12 protein-coding genes and 1 pseudogene are annotated in these 16,387 nt (G+C 62.1%); 4 read left to right on the top strand and 9 right to left on the bottom strand.

Annotated elements, in window-relative coordinates:
• Window positions 1–75: 75 nt before the first annotated feature.
• Genes PD885_RS11495 through PD885_RS11480 form a run of 4 tightly spaced genes read right to left on the bottom strand, consistent with a single transcriptional unit; the run spans window position 76 to window position 3,633 of the window.
• Complete coding sequence (locus tag PD885_RS11495) at window positions 76–954, bottom strand: 2-dehydro-3-deoxygalactonokinase (RefSeq protein WP_002813777.1); 879 nt, start codon at window positions 952–954, stop codon at window positions 76–78.
• Complete coding sequence (locus PD885_RS11490) at window positions 951–1,862, bottom strand: SMP-30/gluconolactonase/LRE family protein (protein ID WP_002813775.1); 912 nt, start codon at window positions 1,860–1,862, stop codon at window positions 951–953. Before PD885_RS11490 ends, PD885_RS11495 begins: the two co-directional genes overlap by 4 nt.
• Window positions 1,856–3,004 (bottom strand): galactonate dehydratase, encoded by a 1,149-nt coding sequence (gene dgoD, locus PD885_RS11485; RefSeq protein ID WP_002813772.1) that lies wholly within the window; start codon window positions 3,002–3,004, stop codon window positions 1,856–1,858. The genes PD885_RS11490 and dgoD overlap by 7 nt, the downstream gene beginning before the upstream one ends.
• Window positions 3,001–3,633, bottom strand: a complete 633-nt coding sequence (locus tag PD885_RS11480; protein ID WP_002813769.1) for a 2-dehydro-3-deoxy-6-phosphogalactonate aldolase — start codon at window positions 3,631–3,633, stop codon at window positions 3,001–3,003. Before PD885_RS11480 ends, dgoD begins: the two co-directional genes overlap by 4 nt.
• Window positions 3,634–3,812: 179 nt before the next feature.
• On the opposite strand from PD885_RS11480, the gene PD885_RS11475 reads away from it, so the two are divergent.
• Window positions 3,813–4,784: a LysR family transcriptional regulator gene (locus PD885_RS11475; RefSeq protein WP_002813767.1), complete on the top strand. Its 972-nt coding sequence runs from the start codon at window positions 3,813–3,815 to the stop codon at window positions 4,782–4,784.
• A gap of 204 nt (window positions 4,785–4,988) precedes the next feature.
• Here the strand turns inward: PD885_RS11475 and PD885_RS11470 are convergent, their stop codons facing one another.
• The 5 genes and pseudogenes from PD885_RS11470 to PD885_RS11450 form a co-directional block, all read right to left on the bottom strand.
• Complete coding sequence (locus PD885_RS11470) at window positions 4,989–5,558, bottom strand: relaxation protein (RefSeq protein WP_088056889.1); 570 nt, start codon at window positions 5,556–5,558, stop codon at window positions 4,989–4,991.
• Window positions 5,559–5,587: 29 nt separating this feature from the next.
• On the bottom strand, window positions 5,588–7,159 hold the full coding sequence (locus PD885_RS11465) for a phospholipase effector Tle1 domain-containing protein (protein WP_088056888.1): 1,572 nt from the start codon (window positions 7,157–7,159) through the stop codon (window positions 5,588–5,590).
• Window positions 7,160–7,184: 25 nt separating this feature from the next.
• Entirely contained in the window at window positions 7,185–7,760 is a 576-nt protein-coding gene (locus tag PD885_RS11460; RefSeq protein ID WP_002813762.1) for a hypothetical protein, read from the bottom strand.
• Between the two features lie 208 nt (window positions 7,761–7,968).
• The gene (locus PD885_RS11455; RefSeq protein WP_002813759.1) at window positions 7,969–8,190 is read right to left on the bottom strand and encodes a phospholipase effector Tle1 domain-containing protein; all 222 of its coding nucleotides are present in this window, start codon (window positions 8,188–8,190) and stop codon (window positions 7,969–7,971) included.
• A 374-nt stretch (window positions 8,191–8,564) separates the two neighbouring features.
• Window positions 8,565–9,362: pseudogene (locus PD885_RS11450) on the bottom strand (transposase); the annotation flags it as partial.
• 479 nt (window positions 9,363–9,841) lie between these two features.
• Between PD885_RS11450 and PD885_RS11445 the strand changes: the two are divergent.
• The 3 genes from PD885_RS11445 to galD all read left to right on the top strand — a co-directional run bounded on the left by PD885_RS11445 (window position 9,842) and on the right by galD (window position 16,346).
• On the top strand, window positions 9,842–12,583 hold the full coding sequence (locus tag PD885_RS11445; protein ID WP_088056887.1) for a TonB-dependent receptor: 2,742 nt from the start codon (window positions 9,842–9,844) through the stop codon (window positions 12,581–12,583).
• A gap of 92 nt (window positions 12,584–12,675) precedes the next feature.
• Window positions 12,676–14,592, top strand: a complete 1,917-nt coding sequence (locus PD885_RS11440) for a sialate O-acetylesterase (RefSeq protein ID WP_002813750.1) — start codon at window positions 12,676–12,678, stop codon at window positions 14,590–14,592.
• Window positions 14,593–14,603: 11 nt separating this feature from the next.
• Window positions 14,604–16,346 carry a GH35 family beta-galactosidase GalD gene (galD, locus tag PD885_RS11435; protein ID WP_040762995.1) on the top strand — a complete coding sequence of 581 codons (1,743 nt, stop codon included), beginning with the start codon at window positions 14,604–14,606 and terminating at the stop codon, window positions 16,344–16,346.
• Window positions 16,347–16,387: the final 41 nt, after the last annotated feature.

Below are 16,387 nucleotides of genomic sequence, written 5' to 3'. Positions count from 1 at the left end.
CTTCAGTTTTGTCTCAGGCCAATCCTTCTCCCCGGGGAAAGGGGCTTTGTTTGCTTTTCCCTGCAGAGTTTCCGGTCAGACCAACTTGCGCTGCTTGGCCAGTGCGAACAATCCGGCGGCCGCCAGTTGTTCCGAATACAGCTGGGTTTTGACACCTAGATGCGCCAGCGCCAGCGCATATCGTTTAGCCAGGGCGGGGCTGCCGACCAGGTAGACGGTGACGTGGTTGCCGCGGTGGTCACGCAGTTCGTGGCCGATCAACAGGCCCGAGAGGTAGGACGGCAGTGCTTGTGTGGACAGCCGGTCGAACAGGCCGAGCGTGCGGGTGCCGAACAGGTGGTGGCTAAGGCCGCCAAGTTCGGCGCTGCGGTTCACACCCTGCAAAAACGCGCCGGTGTCCAGGTCGGCATGATCGTCCTGCATTAGCTTGCCCAGGATGCTGTGCTGGCGTAGCAAGGCGTACAGCTCTCCGGTCATGACGGTGGCGAAACCGGTCAGCTGGCCGTTGGCGATGCGCGCCCATTTGCTGTGCGTGCCGGGCAGGCAGGCAATGTACTCGCCGTCGCCGAGTGCGGCGATCAGGCCGACCAGTTGGGTTTCTTCGCCACGCATGACATCGGGCACGCCGCCGCGTTCGCCAGTGCTCACGCCAGGCACGAACCACAACGTGCGTCCGGCCAGCAGGTCGTCGTTGCTGCGCAGTGCCTGGGCAAGCGCGGCGGTATCAACTGGGCAGGGCAGGTACGGCTGTTCGACCCAGCCGTTGCGGCTGCCGATCATGCCCGAGAGTAGCACAGGGCCTTGCCAGCCGTCGATCAGCTTGCTCAGCACCTCGGCGAAGCGGCCCTGGCAGGCCAGGATGCCGTCGCTGCCGCGGCGTTGCTCAAGCACCTTGCCGTGGGCGTCGAGCAGATAGCCGCGCAGGCTGCTGGTGCCCCAGTCGATGGCGATCATGCGCTGGCCACCCGACTCTCGGGCAGGCCGTTGATCGGCACGTCGCAGATATACAGGCTACCGGCTTCGGGTGTGCGGGCCAGCTCTTCGGCGCTGTGGTCCAGGCGCGAGCTGATCACATGCAGGCGGTCCAGCGCGGCGCCACCGAAGGCGCTGCAGGTAGCGTGCTTGACCGGCAGTTGCACGATGCGCTCCACGCTGCCATCGGGGCGATAACGCACCACGCGCCAGGCACGCCATTGCGCGTTCCACAGATGACCTTCGCTGTCGATGATGGAGCCGTCCGGCTCGGCATCGTCGCGGTCCAGCGTGGCGAACACGCGCGTGTTGCCGGTCTGCGCGCTATCGGCATCGTAATCGCAGCACAAGATGTGCGGGCGCACCGAATCGCAGTAATACAAGGTGCGGCCGTCGGGGCTGAAGCAGATCGAGTTGGGGATCGACACGCCGGGCAGCGGCAGCGCACGCAAACCATGGCGCAGCGAGAACTGATACATCGCCCCGCGCGCGGCCTTGTCGTCGTGCTCGTCCATGGTGCCGAACACGAAGTTGCCATTGCGATCGGCGCGGCCATCGTTGCTGCGCGTGAGCGGGTTGTCGGCTTCGACGTCGGCCAGTTTTTCGAGCGGCAACTCATCGCCGTCGGTATTGTCCGGGTCGGCGATGCAGAGCGACTTGGCCAGCGCGATCAGCACGCGGCCGTCGTCCATCAGTCCGATGCAGCCCGGGCGATCAGGCAGCATCCAGTAGCGTGTATGCGCGCTCTGCGGATGGTGCCGCCACAGGCGTTTTTCGCTGATGTCGACCCAGTACAGCGCTTCACGTTGCTCGCACCACAGCACGCCTTCGCCATGTGTGCAGCGGCTGTCGACAGCCAGCACGGCGGTGTGTTCGGGCGTGCTCACCATTCGGCGATGCTGCCGTCGGGGTGACGCCACACCGGGTTACGCCAATCCGGCGGATTTTCGTTTGCGCGCTTGAGCATCTCTTCGTCGATCTCCACACCGAGCCCGGGCTTGGGCAGGGCGGCGATACTGCCATCGACACAGTGAAAATCTTCTTTGTTGATCACGTAATCCAGCAGGTCGGCGCCCTCGTTGTAATGGATGCCGATGCTCTGTTCCTGCAGCACCGCGTTGTGCGAAACGAAGTCCACATGCAGACATGCAGCGAGCGCGATCGGGCCGAGCGGGCAGTGCGGTGCGAAGCCGACATCGTAGGCTTCGGCCATCGCGGCGATCTTGACGCACTCGGTGATGCCTCCGGCATGCGACAGATCCGGCTGCACCATCTGGATGCCGCCGGCGCACAGCACGTTCTTGAATTCGAAGCGCGAAAACATGCGCTCGCCGGCTGCCAGCGGAATCGAGGTGCTCGCAGCCAAGCGCGGGTAATACTCGGCCTGTTCGGCCAGCACCGGTTCTTCGACGAACAGCGGTTTGAACGGCTCCAGTTCGCGCAGCAGCGCCTTGGCCATCGGCGCGCCGACGCGGCCGTGGAAGTCGATGCCGAAGTCGATGGTGCTGCCGAAGGTCTCGCGGATTTCGGCAACCTTGACCACCGCAGCATCGACGGCCCGCGCGCTGTCGATCAGCTTCATTTCCTCAGTGCCGTTAAACTTGAACGTATCAAAGCCCAGTGCGCGGTAATCGGTGATCTGCTGAATGATCGCGCCGGGGCGGTCGCCGCCGACCCAGCGATACGTCTTCATCCGGTCGCGCACCAGGCCGCCCAGCAACGCGTACACCGGCACCCCCAGCGCCTTGCCCTTGATGTCCCACAAGGCCTGGTCGATACCGGCAATGGCGCTCATCAGGATGGCGCCGCCGCGGTAGAAACCAGCGCGATACATGGTCTGCCACAGGTCGTTGATGCGCGCAGGATCCTTACCGACGACGTAACTGGCCAGTTCGTGTACGGCGGCCTCCACCGAACGTGCGCGGCCTTCGATGACCGGCTCTCCCCAGCCGGTGATGCCTTCGTCGGTCTCGACCTTGAGGAACAGCCAGCGCGGTGCAGCGTGGTAAGTGGTGAGGCGGGTGATCTTCATCCTTGCAGTTCCTGGTAGGCCTGTACGAAGGCGCGTGCATGCGTTCGGGTCGTTTCGAGTGATTGCGCGGGTTTGTACAGTTCGCCACCGATGCCGGCGCCATCAGCGCCCTGCGCGCTGAAGCCGGCCAGGGTCTGCAGGCTGACGCCGCCGACCACATAGACCGGAATGTGCTTGGGCAGCACCGAACGCAGCGCGCGCACATGCGCCGCGCCGTAAGTGGCTGCGGGGAACAACTTCAAGATCGTCGCGCCGGCATCGATGGCGTCGAACGCCTCGCTGGCGGTCGCAAAGCCGGCCACCACGGTGAGCCCGCGCGCGGCTGCATGGCGGATCAGCGATGGGCGCGTATTCGGGGTAACGATAAAGCGTGCGCCGATCTCTGCCAGGGTGTCGACGTCTTCGTTGCGCAGCACGGTGCCAGCGCCGATCCAGGCGCGCTCGCCATAGGTCTGCTGGGCAAGGGCAATGCTCTGGGCCCAGCGCGGCGAGTTGAGCGGAATCTCGATCGCGTCGAAGCCGGCGTCGATCAGCGCACCGACATGGTCGAGCGTTTCTTCCGGCGTGATGCCACGCAGGATGGCGATCAGCGGCAGGGCGAACGGGCTGGCTGTGGTTTCTGAGGTCATTGTGTTACTCGCGATAGAGCGGAAAGCGTCCGCTGGCGACCGACTGGTCGGCAACGTCGGGGGAGCTGTGGGGCTCCTGCTGGAGCGTCCGGTAGCCTCGCGCGGGGAGATATGCGCGGCAAATGAAATTTTCGGAATATCCTATTCCTCCGACGAATACACGGCTGCAAGGGCACTCCATGGCACATTCCGGTACTCCCTGGTTCAACGCAGCCCGGCTCAAGACGCGTCAACTGTTGTTACTGCTGCATTTGCACGAGCAGCGCTCGGTATTGCGCGCGGCCGAGGCCGCCAGCATGACCCAGCCGGCAGCCTCCAAGCTGCTGGCGGAAATGGAAGACATGCTCGGGGTGAAGCTGTTCGAGCGACATGCCCGTGGCGTCGAGCCAACCTGGTATGGCCAAGTGCTGATCCGTCGTGCCCGTGCGGCGATGTCGGAGATCGGCCGGGCGCAGGAAGAAATCGCCGCGCTGCGCGCGGGCCGCATGGGCCAGGCCTCGATCGGGACCGTGGTCAATCCGGGCACCAACTTGGTGCCGCAGGCGATCGCCGAGGTTAAACGCGAGTTTCCGGACATCCTGGTGCGGGTGGAGATGGACTACAGCCGTCCGCTGGTGGCCAAGTTACTGGATGGCCAGCTCGACATCGTGATCGGCCGCATCCTGGGGCCGGAAAGCGTGGGCGAGTTGGAATTCGAGCCGTTGGCCGACGAGCCGCATTCGGTGATTGCGCGCGCCGGTCACCCGCTGGCCAGCCGGGCCGGTCTGCAGCATGCGGATCTGGTGCGGCATGGCTGGATCCTGCCGCCGGCCGATAGCATGCTGCGCGCGCGGCTGGATTCGATGTTCTTGGAGCACGGCGTGCAGACGCCGACCAATGCGATTGAAACCTCGTCCTTGCCTGTCACCTCGGCGCTGTTACGCGGCACCGACATGCTCACCGCTTTGCCGGTGGAATCGTTGACGCCGCTGATCCAGGCCAAGCTGCTGACCGTGTTGCCGATCGAATTGGGCGTGCGGATGGAGTCGTTTGGCATCATTCGTCGGCGCAATTACATTTTGCCGCCTGGTGCCGAGCGCGTTTTGCAGGCGCTGCGCACTACCGCGCGGCGCTTGTATCCCGGTTTGCGGGCGCCGGAGTCGTCGGTCTAGCCGGTCCTGAAAATCAGTTTCGTCGGGTGACGACCGCAACCGGTGCTGCTGTTTGCACCGTGGGCCGCACCATGATCGGTCGAAGCCAGACTCACAGGAATGCAATTCTGCGCAAGGTGTCGCCGACAGTCACATTATGGCGCGCAACACATTGCCCTGGCCCTTGAGACGGCAGGGGGTGCCATCGTGTACTTGCCGCCGGAATCAGCGCGGTTTGACCTGTCGATACTGCCGGCGATCGCCGTAGGCCTGGCCCTTGGTCTCGACATTGGCGCATAGCCGGCCGTTGCACAGGGTTACGTCGGCGGCGTTGTAGGCGCGCAACAACTCCGCACGCAACTGGTTGTCTTCAATTTGCTGGCGATAGTGGGCCAGCAACCATCCGCCGCCGCCCAGCAACACCAGCAGACTTCCGGCCACGACCGCCGCGCCTTTCCAGAGCAGCAGGCGCTGCGCCCGCTCGATGCGTTTGAGTTGATCGGACAGGGACTGCGCACCTCCCCCGATCAAGCTACCGGCGTGCTGCAGCCGCTTCTCGAAACCGGCGACCGACTGGTCCATCCCCCGCTGGACATTTCTCACCAACGTGTCGGGCACGCGCTGCAAGGTCTGCTCGGCCGAACGGGTCATCACCCCGGGCAACGACTGCGTCACCTGCTCCAGCTGCTGCGCAAGCTGGCGTTGCTGCTGCTCCATTTCATTGCAGCGGCGCTCGAACTGCTCCATGAGCGAGGCGGCCTTGCTGACCAACGTCAGCGGGTCTTTTGCATTCATCGTGCATCTTCCTTTGCTGCTGACGACCGTTACATGCTGCGCCCACCGATGCGCATCGTTTCCTGCTGTTGTTGCTGTTGTTGCTGCGCCTGAATCGCCTGCTGGGCTGCCTGCTGTTCCTGCTGGTTCACCGTCTCGATGGCCTCGGCGCGCAACGCACGACCGGGTGGTTCATTGGCCAGGATCTGCGTCATCTGCCGGAATTGATCGCGCTCGCCGCTCTGTGCGGCGGCCAGCATGCGGTCCAGGAATGCGTCCGGGTCCTCATGCAAGGAGGGCAGCTTGCCGGCCGCTGCCCGCGCCTCCTGCTGCGCATCTGCCTTCATCGGCACCTGCCACTGCTGCGGCGCATGGCTGCGCTCGCGCGCGTGCTGGAGTTGCTGCATCTGCATCTGCGGCTGCCAGCTTGGCGCGTCGGCAGCACCATTGTGCAGCGCGAACGCCGGCACCGAGGAATCGGTGCGTTCCGGCGACACGGCCACCGGGCGCAAGGGAAACTGCGCGCGCAAGCCGGTATCCAGGTCCTGAGCATCGGTGCGATTGAGGTTGGCCGCGGTACCCGCCAGGTCCTTCACATGTGCGCGGCTGCCCAGGGTGGCCGCGATGGTAGTGGTGTAGAAAGTCTGGTGCTGCTCGGAACGGTGGATGACGTTCATTTCCGGCGCAGTGGACACCGTGCGCGGTTGCAGGAACGGCGTGTCGCTGAGGGTGTTGACATAATCGGTGAGCAGGTCACCGTTGCGCACGGACAGGCCATCGATCCGGTAGGAACCGCCGATGTCCGAATGCGCGCCCGGATTGACCAGATTGAGCAGGCGCCCATCCTGGGTGCGGCCCGGATCGATGATGTCCTTGGCCGGGAACATATCGCGGCGCTCGTCGCGGGCGCTGAGTTGCAGGCCCGAGACCACCGATGGCGGCAGGCGCGTGTCGCGCAGGTTCATGTCGCCGGTGGCCACCGGGTCGAGCAAGCCCGCCACCTGCGCGGTACGACCGGGCGGGACCAGCGGCGGGTGGATTGGGGTGAGTTTTAGGATTTCGCCGTTTGGGCCTTGGTCGATCTGCATGTCCCTTGGGTTTTGGATGCCACGCTCGTGGACCATGCGGGTGAACATGGCGGCGGTGACCGCGCCACGGCTGAAGCCGGTGGAGACAATGCTTATCTCGGCTTGCGGATCCTCTTTCTTCCAGTCGCTGGCTTGGTTGATGAATTCCAAATACATTTTTTCCATGCGTGGCCCATAGCTGTAGCCCAGACCACCGTCGAGGTTGCGAGTGAAGGCATCGTCCTGGGTGCCTACCCCTGGGACGTAGTAGCCGCCGATCTTTTTAACGCCGTTACTTACTGCAGTTTGCACCTGATCATCCAGAGTGCCGATATTGGTGATGTGCTCGGGGTCCTTGTACTTGTCATTGCCGGTGCCATCGAAGCTGGCTACGAACAAACGGCTGTGCGGATTGTTCTGGCTGACCAGCAGGGGAGCCTGGAACTGTGACAGCGCATCGCGGCTTTTTTGATAGACAGCCAAATCCTGTGCAGTCGCCGGATAGGTTTCCACACCATCGGCCCATTTCTTCTTGTCGTTACTAGCGTTAGCCATTACATGCTCCCTGGCAAATTCGCCATCAGTAGGTCTTGGTGTAGGCGAGGATCAAGTCGTTGCGAAAATAACTATATTCGTTGCCCGGCTTCTGTTGCACAGTCGTCTGCACCATCGCCTTCATATATACATTGATGGTGCGGTCATTCACTTCGAGGATGATATGCGGAGAGATATCCGCCCGCAGGACTGGCGGCAACTGCTCTTGTTGCACATGATGCAGCACCACCTTGTCTTTGAAGATGGCATTGAGGTCGACCAGGGCATGATGCGGCTGGCCATCCTTGGAGCGCCACGTCACCTCGGCAGGGGGCGGGAAGTTCGGGAAGTTGCGAATGCCGATCGTATTGGCTTTAAGATTGTCAGGGTAGACGTCACCCAGCGAAGCCGATGAAATTCGCTTCTCATCTTCGGGAAAGTTGGCCGCATACCTGCCGTCGTACAGCACCTTGCAGCCATAGGTGTCGTAACACATCGCCCCGAACGCATGGTTGCTAAACGGAATCGGTTTGCGGGTATCGATATGCACGGTGTTGTGGGCATCGACGGGAATATTGCCGATCAGGTGAATGGCGGCAGGATCGTTGGCAGGCGTGTTCATGCGTGAACATCCAGTCAGAGGGTGGGCGAAGACGGCGCACAGCAGCAGGGGGAGCGCTGCACGGTGCTGCGGTATGCAATGAGGTCGCACAGCCATGGGGCCACCTGTGGGAAGGGGAGGAAAATCTACTATAGCCCACTACCCGCAATGTGCTCACGGCATTGCCCGCGTCGTCCTGTGACCTGCCCGGTGTGATGTGGGAGTTTTTCTACCTCTCTTCCATCCGTGGCCCATAGCTGTAGCCTACTGCAGCATTGAGGCTCCGGTTAAGGGTATCGTCCTGGGTGCCTACGCCTGGAACGTAGTAGCCGCCTATATTTTTGACATTATTACTCTTCGCCGTTTGCACCTGATTATCCAAAATTCCGATATTGGTAATGTGCTCAGTGTCCTTGTACTTGTCATTGCCGGTTCCATCGAAGCAGACCACAAATAAACGAGTGTGCGGATTCTGCTGGCTGACCAGAAGCAGTCAAATCCCGCGCAGTTGCCGGATAGGTTGCCACGCCATCGGCCCAGGTCTTTGAAGTATCGCGATCACTACCCATTGCATGCTCCCTGGCGATGACGCCATCAGTAGGTTTTGGTGTAGGCGAGAATCAGGTCGTTGCGAAAAGCACTGTTTGGATTGCCTAGGGAAGCCCTGAACAACGCACCGGACCTCTAAAATTCCAGCCTGCTGCGTGCCAATAGCGCACAAATTTGACGCATACGATGCGATTTCTACGGTTATCTGGCAACTTTGGCTGCCGCCAGACAGCATTATCCCCTGGCCGGCAACAACTACCGGCGTACAATCCACAGATTGGTGGGCGCAGCGATGAGAGTCGCATCGACGATCATGCCGGAACGCAGGCTCTGACCCTTGCGCACCAGATGCGCGTTGACGGCCTCCAGCATCCGCACAGCAAGGCCATGGGTTTCCAGCAAGCTGCGAAAGTTGAGAATCGTGGTCTCGTCGGGAACGTTGTCTAAACAGCCGAGCCGGGCAAAACGGCTCAACGCCGGGCCTTGGCGTGCGTCGCTCTGTCGTAGTGCACTGCCGTAACGCTTGGCCAGCAGCACCAGCTTCTTGCGGGCCACTTCAAGCAAACGACTGTGGGTCGGATACGCGATCGCCTTTTCCTGCACCGTGGTGTCCACGATCACGCGCGATACCTCACGCGCATCCACCGCTTTCATCACATGGACGGCATTGATCGTGTGCGCGAGTAGCTCTTCCATGCCGGCCTCACCCAAGCGCTGCCGCCAGCGTGTCAGCGAGCTCGGATCGCACGGCAAACGCGTCTGGAACACGACCTCACCGGTGAAGAACTGCCAGTACGGATTTTCCAGCCACCGTTCGCAGACCGCTTCATCGGAAAGGTCGTAAGCGTGTTTGAGATACAACAAACCGGCGATCAAACGCACCGGCAGTGCGGGACGACCGCCAGCGGCCGCAGTGGCCGGAAAATGTCGCGAAAGCGCCTGTTCCAAGGCGGCCCACGGCATCCGTTGGCTCAATTGCGCCGACGGATGCCGCAGATCGATCTGGTTCTCCAACCGCGAACGAAACAACGCGTCGGCAGGTACGTGCCCAGTAGCAGGACGGCGTGTACGCATGGGCAGAAATTGCCAGAAACCAGACCTCAGCATAGCGAAAACTGGTCGTTCTGCCACGCCTGTGCGACCTATAAAGCGTAGTGGTGATTGGGTATTGGGGGTTTTTCAGAGGCGACTGGCTAGTGCTGCGCATAAACTGGTAAGTGGGGGCAATCACGCAGCAAGTGTGCGCGGTCTCGCAGAATTGAGCCTGCCACGGCGAATCCAGCGGTCTGGCCCCGTGATGTCAGACTGGCCGGTTTTTTTGGTGTTGCTATTTTTATATTGAATACCTTTCCAGGAATATTTCATTGGTATGGCCTGACAAGCGCACCCTATGCTGCCTCCGCAACCGTAGGGTAAACCCGATCAGGATTACCACGCATTCACCAGCCTCGGCCCTTGTCGCGGCCGGATGTCAGGCCAGCACAACGACGGGCGGGGCGTTCGCGCGCCGGCCTGCGAAAACTAGCAGCACATGCGTCCTGGGAGGGAACACCATGTCAGTGCACCATCGCCACATGCCGGCAGGCCGGACTGTGGGTCAGCGTTCGATCCGTGATTTCCGTCGCTCCGTAATGGCACTGAGTGTGGCCACGCTGCTGAGCGCGCAGGCTTACGCGCAGGATGCAACCACCACTGCAGCTCCGGTGCAGGAGGCCATCACCCAGCAGCTGGACACCGTGCAGGTCACCGGTACGCGCAGCAGCGTCACCAAGGCGCAGTTGGTCAAGCAGAACGCCGAGCAGATCGTCGATTCGATCGTGGCCGAAGACATCGGCAAGCTGCCAGACAACAATGTTGCCGAAGCGCTGCAGCGCATCTCCGGCATCCAGATCTCGCGCAACTATGGCGAAGGCAGTTCGATCGCGATCCGCGGACTGACCCAGGTGCGGACCGAACTCAATGGCCGTGACATCTTCACCGCCAACGACGGCCGTGGGTTGAGCTTCGAAGACGTGTCGGCCGAACTGCTCGGCGGCGTCAACGTCTACAAGAACCCGTCGGCCGACATGATCGAAGGTGGCCTGGGCGGCACCGTGGATCTGCGCACGCGTCTGCCTTTCGATTACGCAGGCCGCAAGATCGCCGGCAGCGTGCAGTACGATCACTACGACTTGGCCGACGACGGCAAGCCGGCGTTCTCGGGCATGTACAGCGACCGCTGGCAGACCGGCATCGGCGAGATCGGCCTGCTGGTGAACTATTCGCAGCAGACCAGCCCGTTCCGGCAGGACACCATTTCGATCGAGCCGTGGTACACGCAGACCGATCTGCCGGGCTATGAAGGCCAGGGCGTGTCAGTGCCGCACGGTGCCGGTATCAACACTACCGTCGGTGAGCGTAAGCGCAAGACCGGTGCATTTGCGATGCAGTGGCGTCCGAACGATGCGGTCGAGGTCTATACGCAGGTGCTGCGTTCGGATTACAACTTCCATTGGCAGGATTATTCGTTTTTTGCGTTGACTAGACAGACAGCCATTCAAGGCTTGCCCGGCATCCAGGTCAACAATCGCAACGAGTTCGTCAACGGCTCGTTCCAGAACGTGCCGACCGAATCCAACACCAGCCTGACCGAGCGTCATTCGGTCACTACCGATTACTCGCTGGGCGCCAAATGGCGGGTCAACGAAAAATTGAATGTCAGCACCGACTTTCAATATGTCGATGCCACCACCACCGGTACGCGCTACATCCTGGCCACCGGGCAAGACACCAGCCCGCAGTTCAACGTCGATTTTCGTGGCGACCTGCCGCGCTTGTCGGTGACCGATGCCAGCGGCGCCGAAGGCTATCTGACCGACGTCAACAACTACGACGGCTGGCGTTACCATGTGGACAACAAGGACGACAACAAGGGCACCGAGTTCGCTTGGCGCGCCGACATGGAGCTGGCATTCGACAGCGACTTTGCACGCAGCTTCAAGGCAGGTTTGCGTTATACCGACCGTGATGCCGAGACCAAGGGCAATATTTACCGCTTTATGTGCATCAACAATTGCGACGGCGCGCCGTTCTCGCAATACCCGACGGTAGGCGTGGTGACAAATCCGATTACCGACTTCTTCCGTGGTCAGAGCCACACCTTCGGGCCGACCCTGACCGCAGCCTACTCCGCAGTGGCCAACTATGCGCAGACCCTGGCCACTTTCGGTGCCAGCCCGCTGGAATTTGCGCCCAACAACATCAATACGCAAACCGAGCAGACCTATGCAGCCTATGGCGTGCTGCGCTTTGGCGTGGGCAGCGACGCGATTCCATTCGACGGCAATATCGGCGTGCGCGTGGTGCGCACCGAAGTCGGGTCGCAGGGTGTTCGCACCGGTACAGCGGGCGAGGGCGGTGGGCTCATTCCGGTAGCTGCACAGCAGACCTATACCGACGTGCTGCCGAGCTTGAACCTGCGTTGGATGCTGAGCAACCAGTTGCAATGGCGTTTTGCGGCCTCGCGCGGCATTTCGCGTCCGCCGTTTGACCGCTTGAACCCCAATCTGAGCTTGAGTATTGACCCAAGCAGTTCTGGTGCTTCGACCCGCACTGGTACGGCTGGTAATCCAGAGCTTGAGCCGGTCAAGGCTGATCAGTTCGACACCGCGCTGGAGTGGTACTTCGGGCAGGGGTCGATGATGTACGGCACTGTGTTCTACAAGAAGGTCGAAGGCTTCATCGCCAATGCAGTCTTCAATGAGCTATACCTTGACGAAAATGGTCAGCCCGTTCCGTGGCAGATCACCCGCCCGGTCAACGGCGATACCGGCCAGATCCGCGGAGCGGAACTGGGCTACACGCAGTTCTTCGATTTTCTGCCTGGCTGGCTGAGCGGGTTCGGCCTGCAGACCAACTACACCTATGTCGATAGCGAGGCGCCGAGCCCCATCGCCATTGATACCAATGGGCAAGCGTTGACGGTGCCGCTGGAAGGGCTGTCCAAGAACAGCTACAACGCGATCCTCAGCTACGAAACCTCGCGCTTCCAGGGCCGCGTGGCCTACAACTGGCGCAGCGACTGGCTGGTGACCACCGCAGGCAACGGCACCGACAATCTGCCGGTCTACAACAAGGGCTTCGGCCAGCTGGATGCTTCGCTGCGTTTCAACATCAATGCTGTGTGGTCGATCTCGCTGGACGGCGTGAATCTGCTCGATACCCGGCGCGAAAGCTATCTGGGCACTGCCTCGCGCTACCGCGATTTCGTGATCAACGATCGTCGCTATGGCCTGACCTTGCGGGCCAGCCTGTAGAGCGCGCCGTAGCAAGTGCGTGTCCGGTCCGGCGATATGCGTCGTTGCATCAGTGCGCGCCGAGTGGCCGCACCGACTTTGGAGATCACTGCATGACCGCTTCTTTCGTTCGCCGCAGTTGCCTGTTGGGCCTGATGCTGGCCAGCCCCGGCGCCTGGGCGCTGCCGACGCTGCCGCTGCTTTTTGCCGATGGCGCGGTGGTGCAGCGCGACCAACCGATGCCGGTATGGGGCTGGGCAGCGCCCAATGCTGCAATCACGGTCGGCTTCGACGGCAAGCGTGCTAGCGCCAAGGCCGATGCAACAGGACAGTGGAAAGTCAGTTTGCCCGCACACAACGCCGGCGGACCGTACGTGCTGAGCGTGCAGGGCGATGGCGGCCAGTTGCAGGTGCGCGATGTGCTGGTCGGCGATGTCTGGCTGGCCAGCGGGCAATCGAATATGGAGTTCGCACTTGCGCAGGCTAGCGACGGCCCGCAAGCGGTGGCTGCCGCCAACGACCCGCAATTGCGGCATTTCAAGGTGCCCAAGTCGTGGTCGGTGCAGCCGCAGGCAGGTCTGACCGGTGGCGACTGGAAGGCTGCGACGCCAGAGAACGCTGGTGAATTCACCGCAGTCGGTTACTTCTTCGCCAAGGAGCTGCGTGCCAGCACCGGCGTGCCGATCGGCATCATCAACAGCACCTGGGGCGGTAGTTCCATCGAGGCGTGGATGGATGCGGCCTCGCAGAGCTTGACTGCCGATCAGAACCAAGGCGCGATCAAGGCGAGTAAGCAGCGCGATGCCGCCGCGCAGGCTGCCACCGACAAGCGCATCGCGCGCTGGCCCAAGGTGGAAGGGGATACCCCGCAATGGCGCGAAGCGTATTTCGACGACAGCGACTGGGACAGCATCCCGGTCACCCAGCAATGGGAATCCAGCGGTTATAAAGGCATGGACGGCATCGCCTGGTACCGCACCACAGTCACCTTGAGTCCAGCCGAGGCCAAGGCCGGCATTGCGCTTGGCGTCGGCCAGATCGACGAATCGGACATCACCTACGTCAACGGCACCCAGGTCGGCGAGACCGTCAAGCAGTGGAACCTGCCGCGCGTCTATAGCGTGCCTGCCTCGGCATTGCATGCCGGTGTGAATCACATCGCGGTGCGCGTGGAAGACCTCAATGGCGGCGGCGGCATGCATGGCCCGGACGCGCAGCGCTTCGTACGGTCCAAGGCTGACGCCAAGCGTGCATTGGGCGGCTGGAAATTCCGCCCGGCCGCGGTACGCGTATCGTTTGCCGACAACCAGAATCAGCTGCCCACGCTGCTGTACAACCAGATGATTCATCCGCTGCAGCCGTTCCCGGTCAAGGGCGTGATCTGGTACCAGGGCGAAACCAATGCCAGCGACACCGGTGCGGTGAAATACCGCGAACAGTTCGCTGCGATGATCCAGCAATGGCGCGGCGAACGCGGCGCAAAGACGCTGCCGTTTCTGTGGGTGCAGCTGGCCAACTTCAAAGCCGGCGGCGACAAGGGCGAGCTGAGTCCGTGGGCGCTGTTGCGTGAGTCGCAGTCTAAGACGCTGGCACTGCCGGCAACCGGGCAGGCGGTGATCATCGATATCGGCAACCCCACCGATATCCATCCCACCAACAAGCGCGATGTCGGCCATCGCTTGGCGCTGGCAGCGCGGCATGTCGCCTATGGCGAAACTCTGGTGTATAGCGCACCGGTGTTCAAGCGCGCAAGCTTCGCCGATGGTCAGGCAGTGCTGAGCTTGGATCTGCAAGGCAGCGCGTTGCAGGTGCGTGGCGGCGGTGCGGCGCAGGGCTTGCGCATTGCTGGCGCCGACCAGCACTTTTATCCGGCCACCGCGCAGATCGATGGCGACCGGGTGATCGTGCGCAGCGATGCGGCGCGTGCACCGGTGGCAGTGCGTTACGGTTGGAGCGAGAACCCGGACGACGCCAATCTGGTCAATCGCCAGAACCTTCCTGTTTCCCCATTCCGCACCGATACCTGGTGACACGGAGCCTTATGTCCATGCATTCCCCCGTTGTGCGTGTGACTTGCCACTCCGGCGCGCGTAGTTGTCTGCGTCCGCTGCTACTGCCTGCGTTGACGCTGGCTTTGGCCGCGTGTCAGTCCGGCGAGCAGCACGACACATCTCAATCGGCCGCCGTCGCAGCGGCTGCCAACACTGCAGCGACGCGGTCGGCGACCTTACACGCGCCGGCTGCGCAGACGCCGATGCCGCAGTTCGTCAGCAAGGACGGCAAACACGCGTTGATGGTCGATGGCGCGCCGTTCCTGATTCTGGGCGCGCAGGTCAATAACTCCAGCAATTACCCTGGCGTCATGGATAAAGTGTGGCCGGCGATGCAGGTGCTTGGCCCCAACACCGTGCAGGTGCCGATCGCCTGGGAACAGGTCGAGCCGGAAGAAGGCCAGTTCGATTTCTCCTTCGTCGATATGCTGCTCACGCAGGCGCGCGAGCACAAGGTGCGGCTGGTGCTGCTGTGGTTTGCGACCTGGAAGAACAACGGCCCGGCGTATGCGCCGCATTGGGTCAAGACCGACAACCAGCGCTTCCCGCGGGTGGTGACGCGCGAAGGCAAGGCGATCGGCTCGCTGTCGCCGCATGCGCAGGCCACGCTGGATGCCGATCGCAAGGCGTTTGTCGCCTTCATGCAGCATCTCAGGCAGGTCGATCCGCAGCACACCGTGATCATGATCCAGCCGGAGAACGAGGCGGGCACCTACGGCAGCGTGCGCGACTTCTCGCCGATGGCGCAGAAACTGTTCGACGGCCCGGTGCCGGATGAACTGCTCACGCATTTGAACAAGCAGCCGGGCAGCTGGGCGCAGGTGTTCGGTGCCGACGCGGACGAGATCTTCCATGCATGGTCGATCGGCCGTTACATCGACCAGGTCGCCGCAGCCGGCAAGGCCGAGTATCCGTTGCCGATGTACGTCAACGCGGCATTGCGCGGCCCGTTCAATCCCGGCCAACCCGGTCAGTACGCCAGCGGTGGCCCCACCGACAACGTGCTCGATGTGTGGAAGGCCGCCGGCCCGCATATCGATCTGCTGGCACCGGACATCTACATGCCCGAGTACCGCATGTACACCACGGTGCTGGAGCGTTATGCGCGTACGGACAATGCCTTGTTCGTTGCCGAAACCGGCAATCGGCCGGAATACGCGCGTTATCTGTTCCCCACGCTGGGCCATGACGGCATCGGTTGGTCGGCGTTCGGCATGGATTACACGCACTATTCCAACTATCCGTTGGGCGCCAAGCACGTCAACGAAGAAACCCTGGCGCCGTTCGCGCTGGGCTTTGAGTTGGTCAAGCGCGGCATGCGTCCGTTCGCCAAGGCGGCTTCGGAAGGCAAGCTGCACGGCACTGCCGAAGAACCTGGCCAGGCAGTGCAGGAGCTGCAACTCAACGAGCGTTGGAGCGCCACGATCACGTATGGCGTGCCGCAGTTCTGGTTCCATGGCAAGCCGCCGGGCAACTCTGAGCCGATCGGCGCAGCCTTGATCGCGGAGCTGGGCGCGGACGAATTTCTGGTCACCGGCTACCACGTGCGCGTGAGCTTGCACCCGGCCAGCGAAGCGACCGCCAACATGCTCTACGACCGCGTCGAAGAAGGCGTCTACGAAGGCACCGACTGGAAATTCGAGCGCAACTGGAACGGCGACCAGACCGACTACGGCGTAAATTTTTCCAGCGCGCCGCAATTACTCAAGATCAAGCTGGCGACCTATGAATAAGCGTGTCGACCAGCGCTGTTGCGCAACCGGACATCTGCGTA

Origin of the sequence: Xanthomonas fragariae (assembly GCF_900183975.1) — a bacterium.
Classification (GTDB): domain Bacteria; phylum Pseudomonadota; class Gammaproteobacteria; order Xanthomonadales; family Xanthomonadaceae; genus Xanthomonas; species Xanthomonas fragariae.
This window is presented reverse-complemented; position numbering and strand designations above follow the sequence as displayed.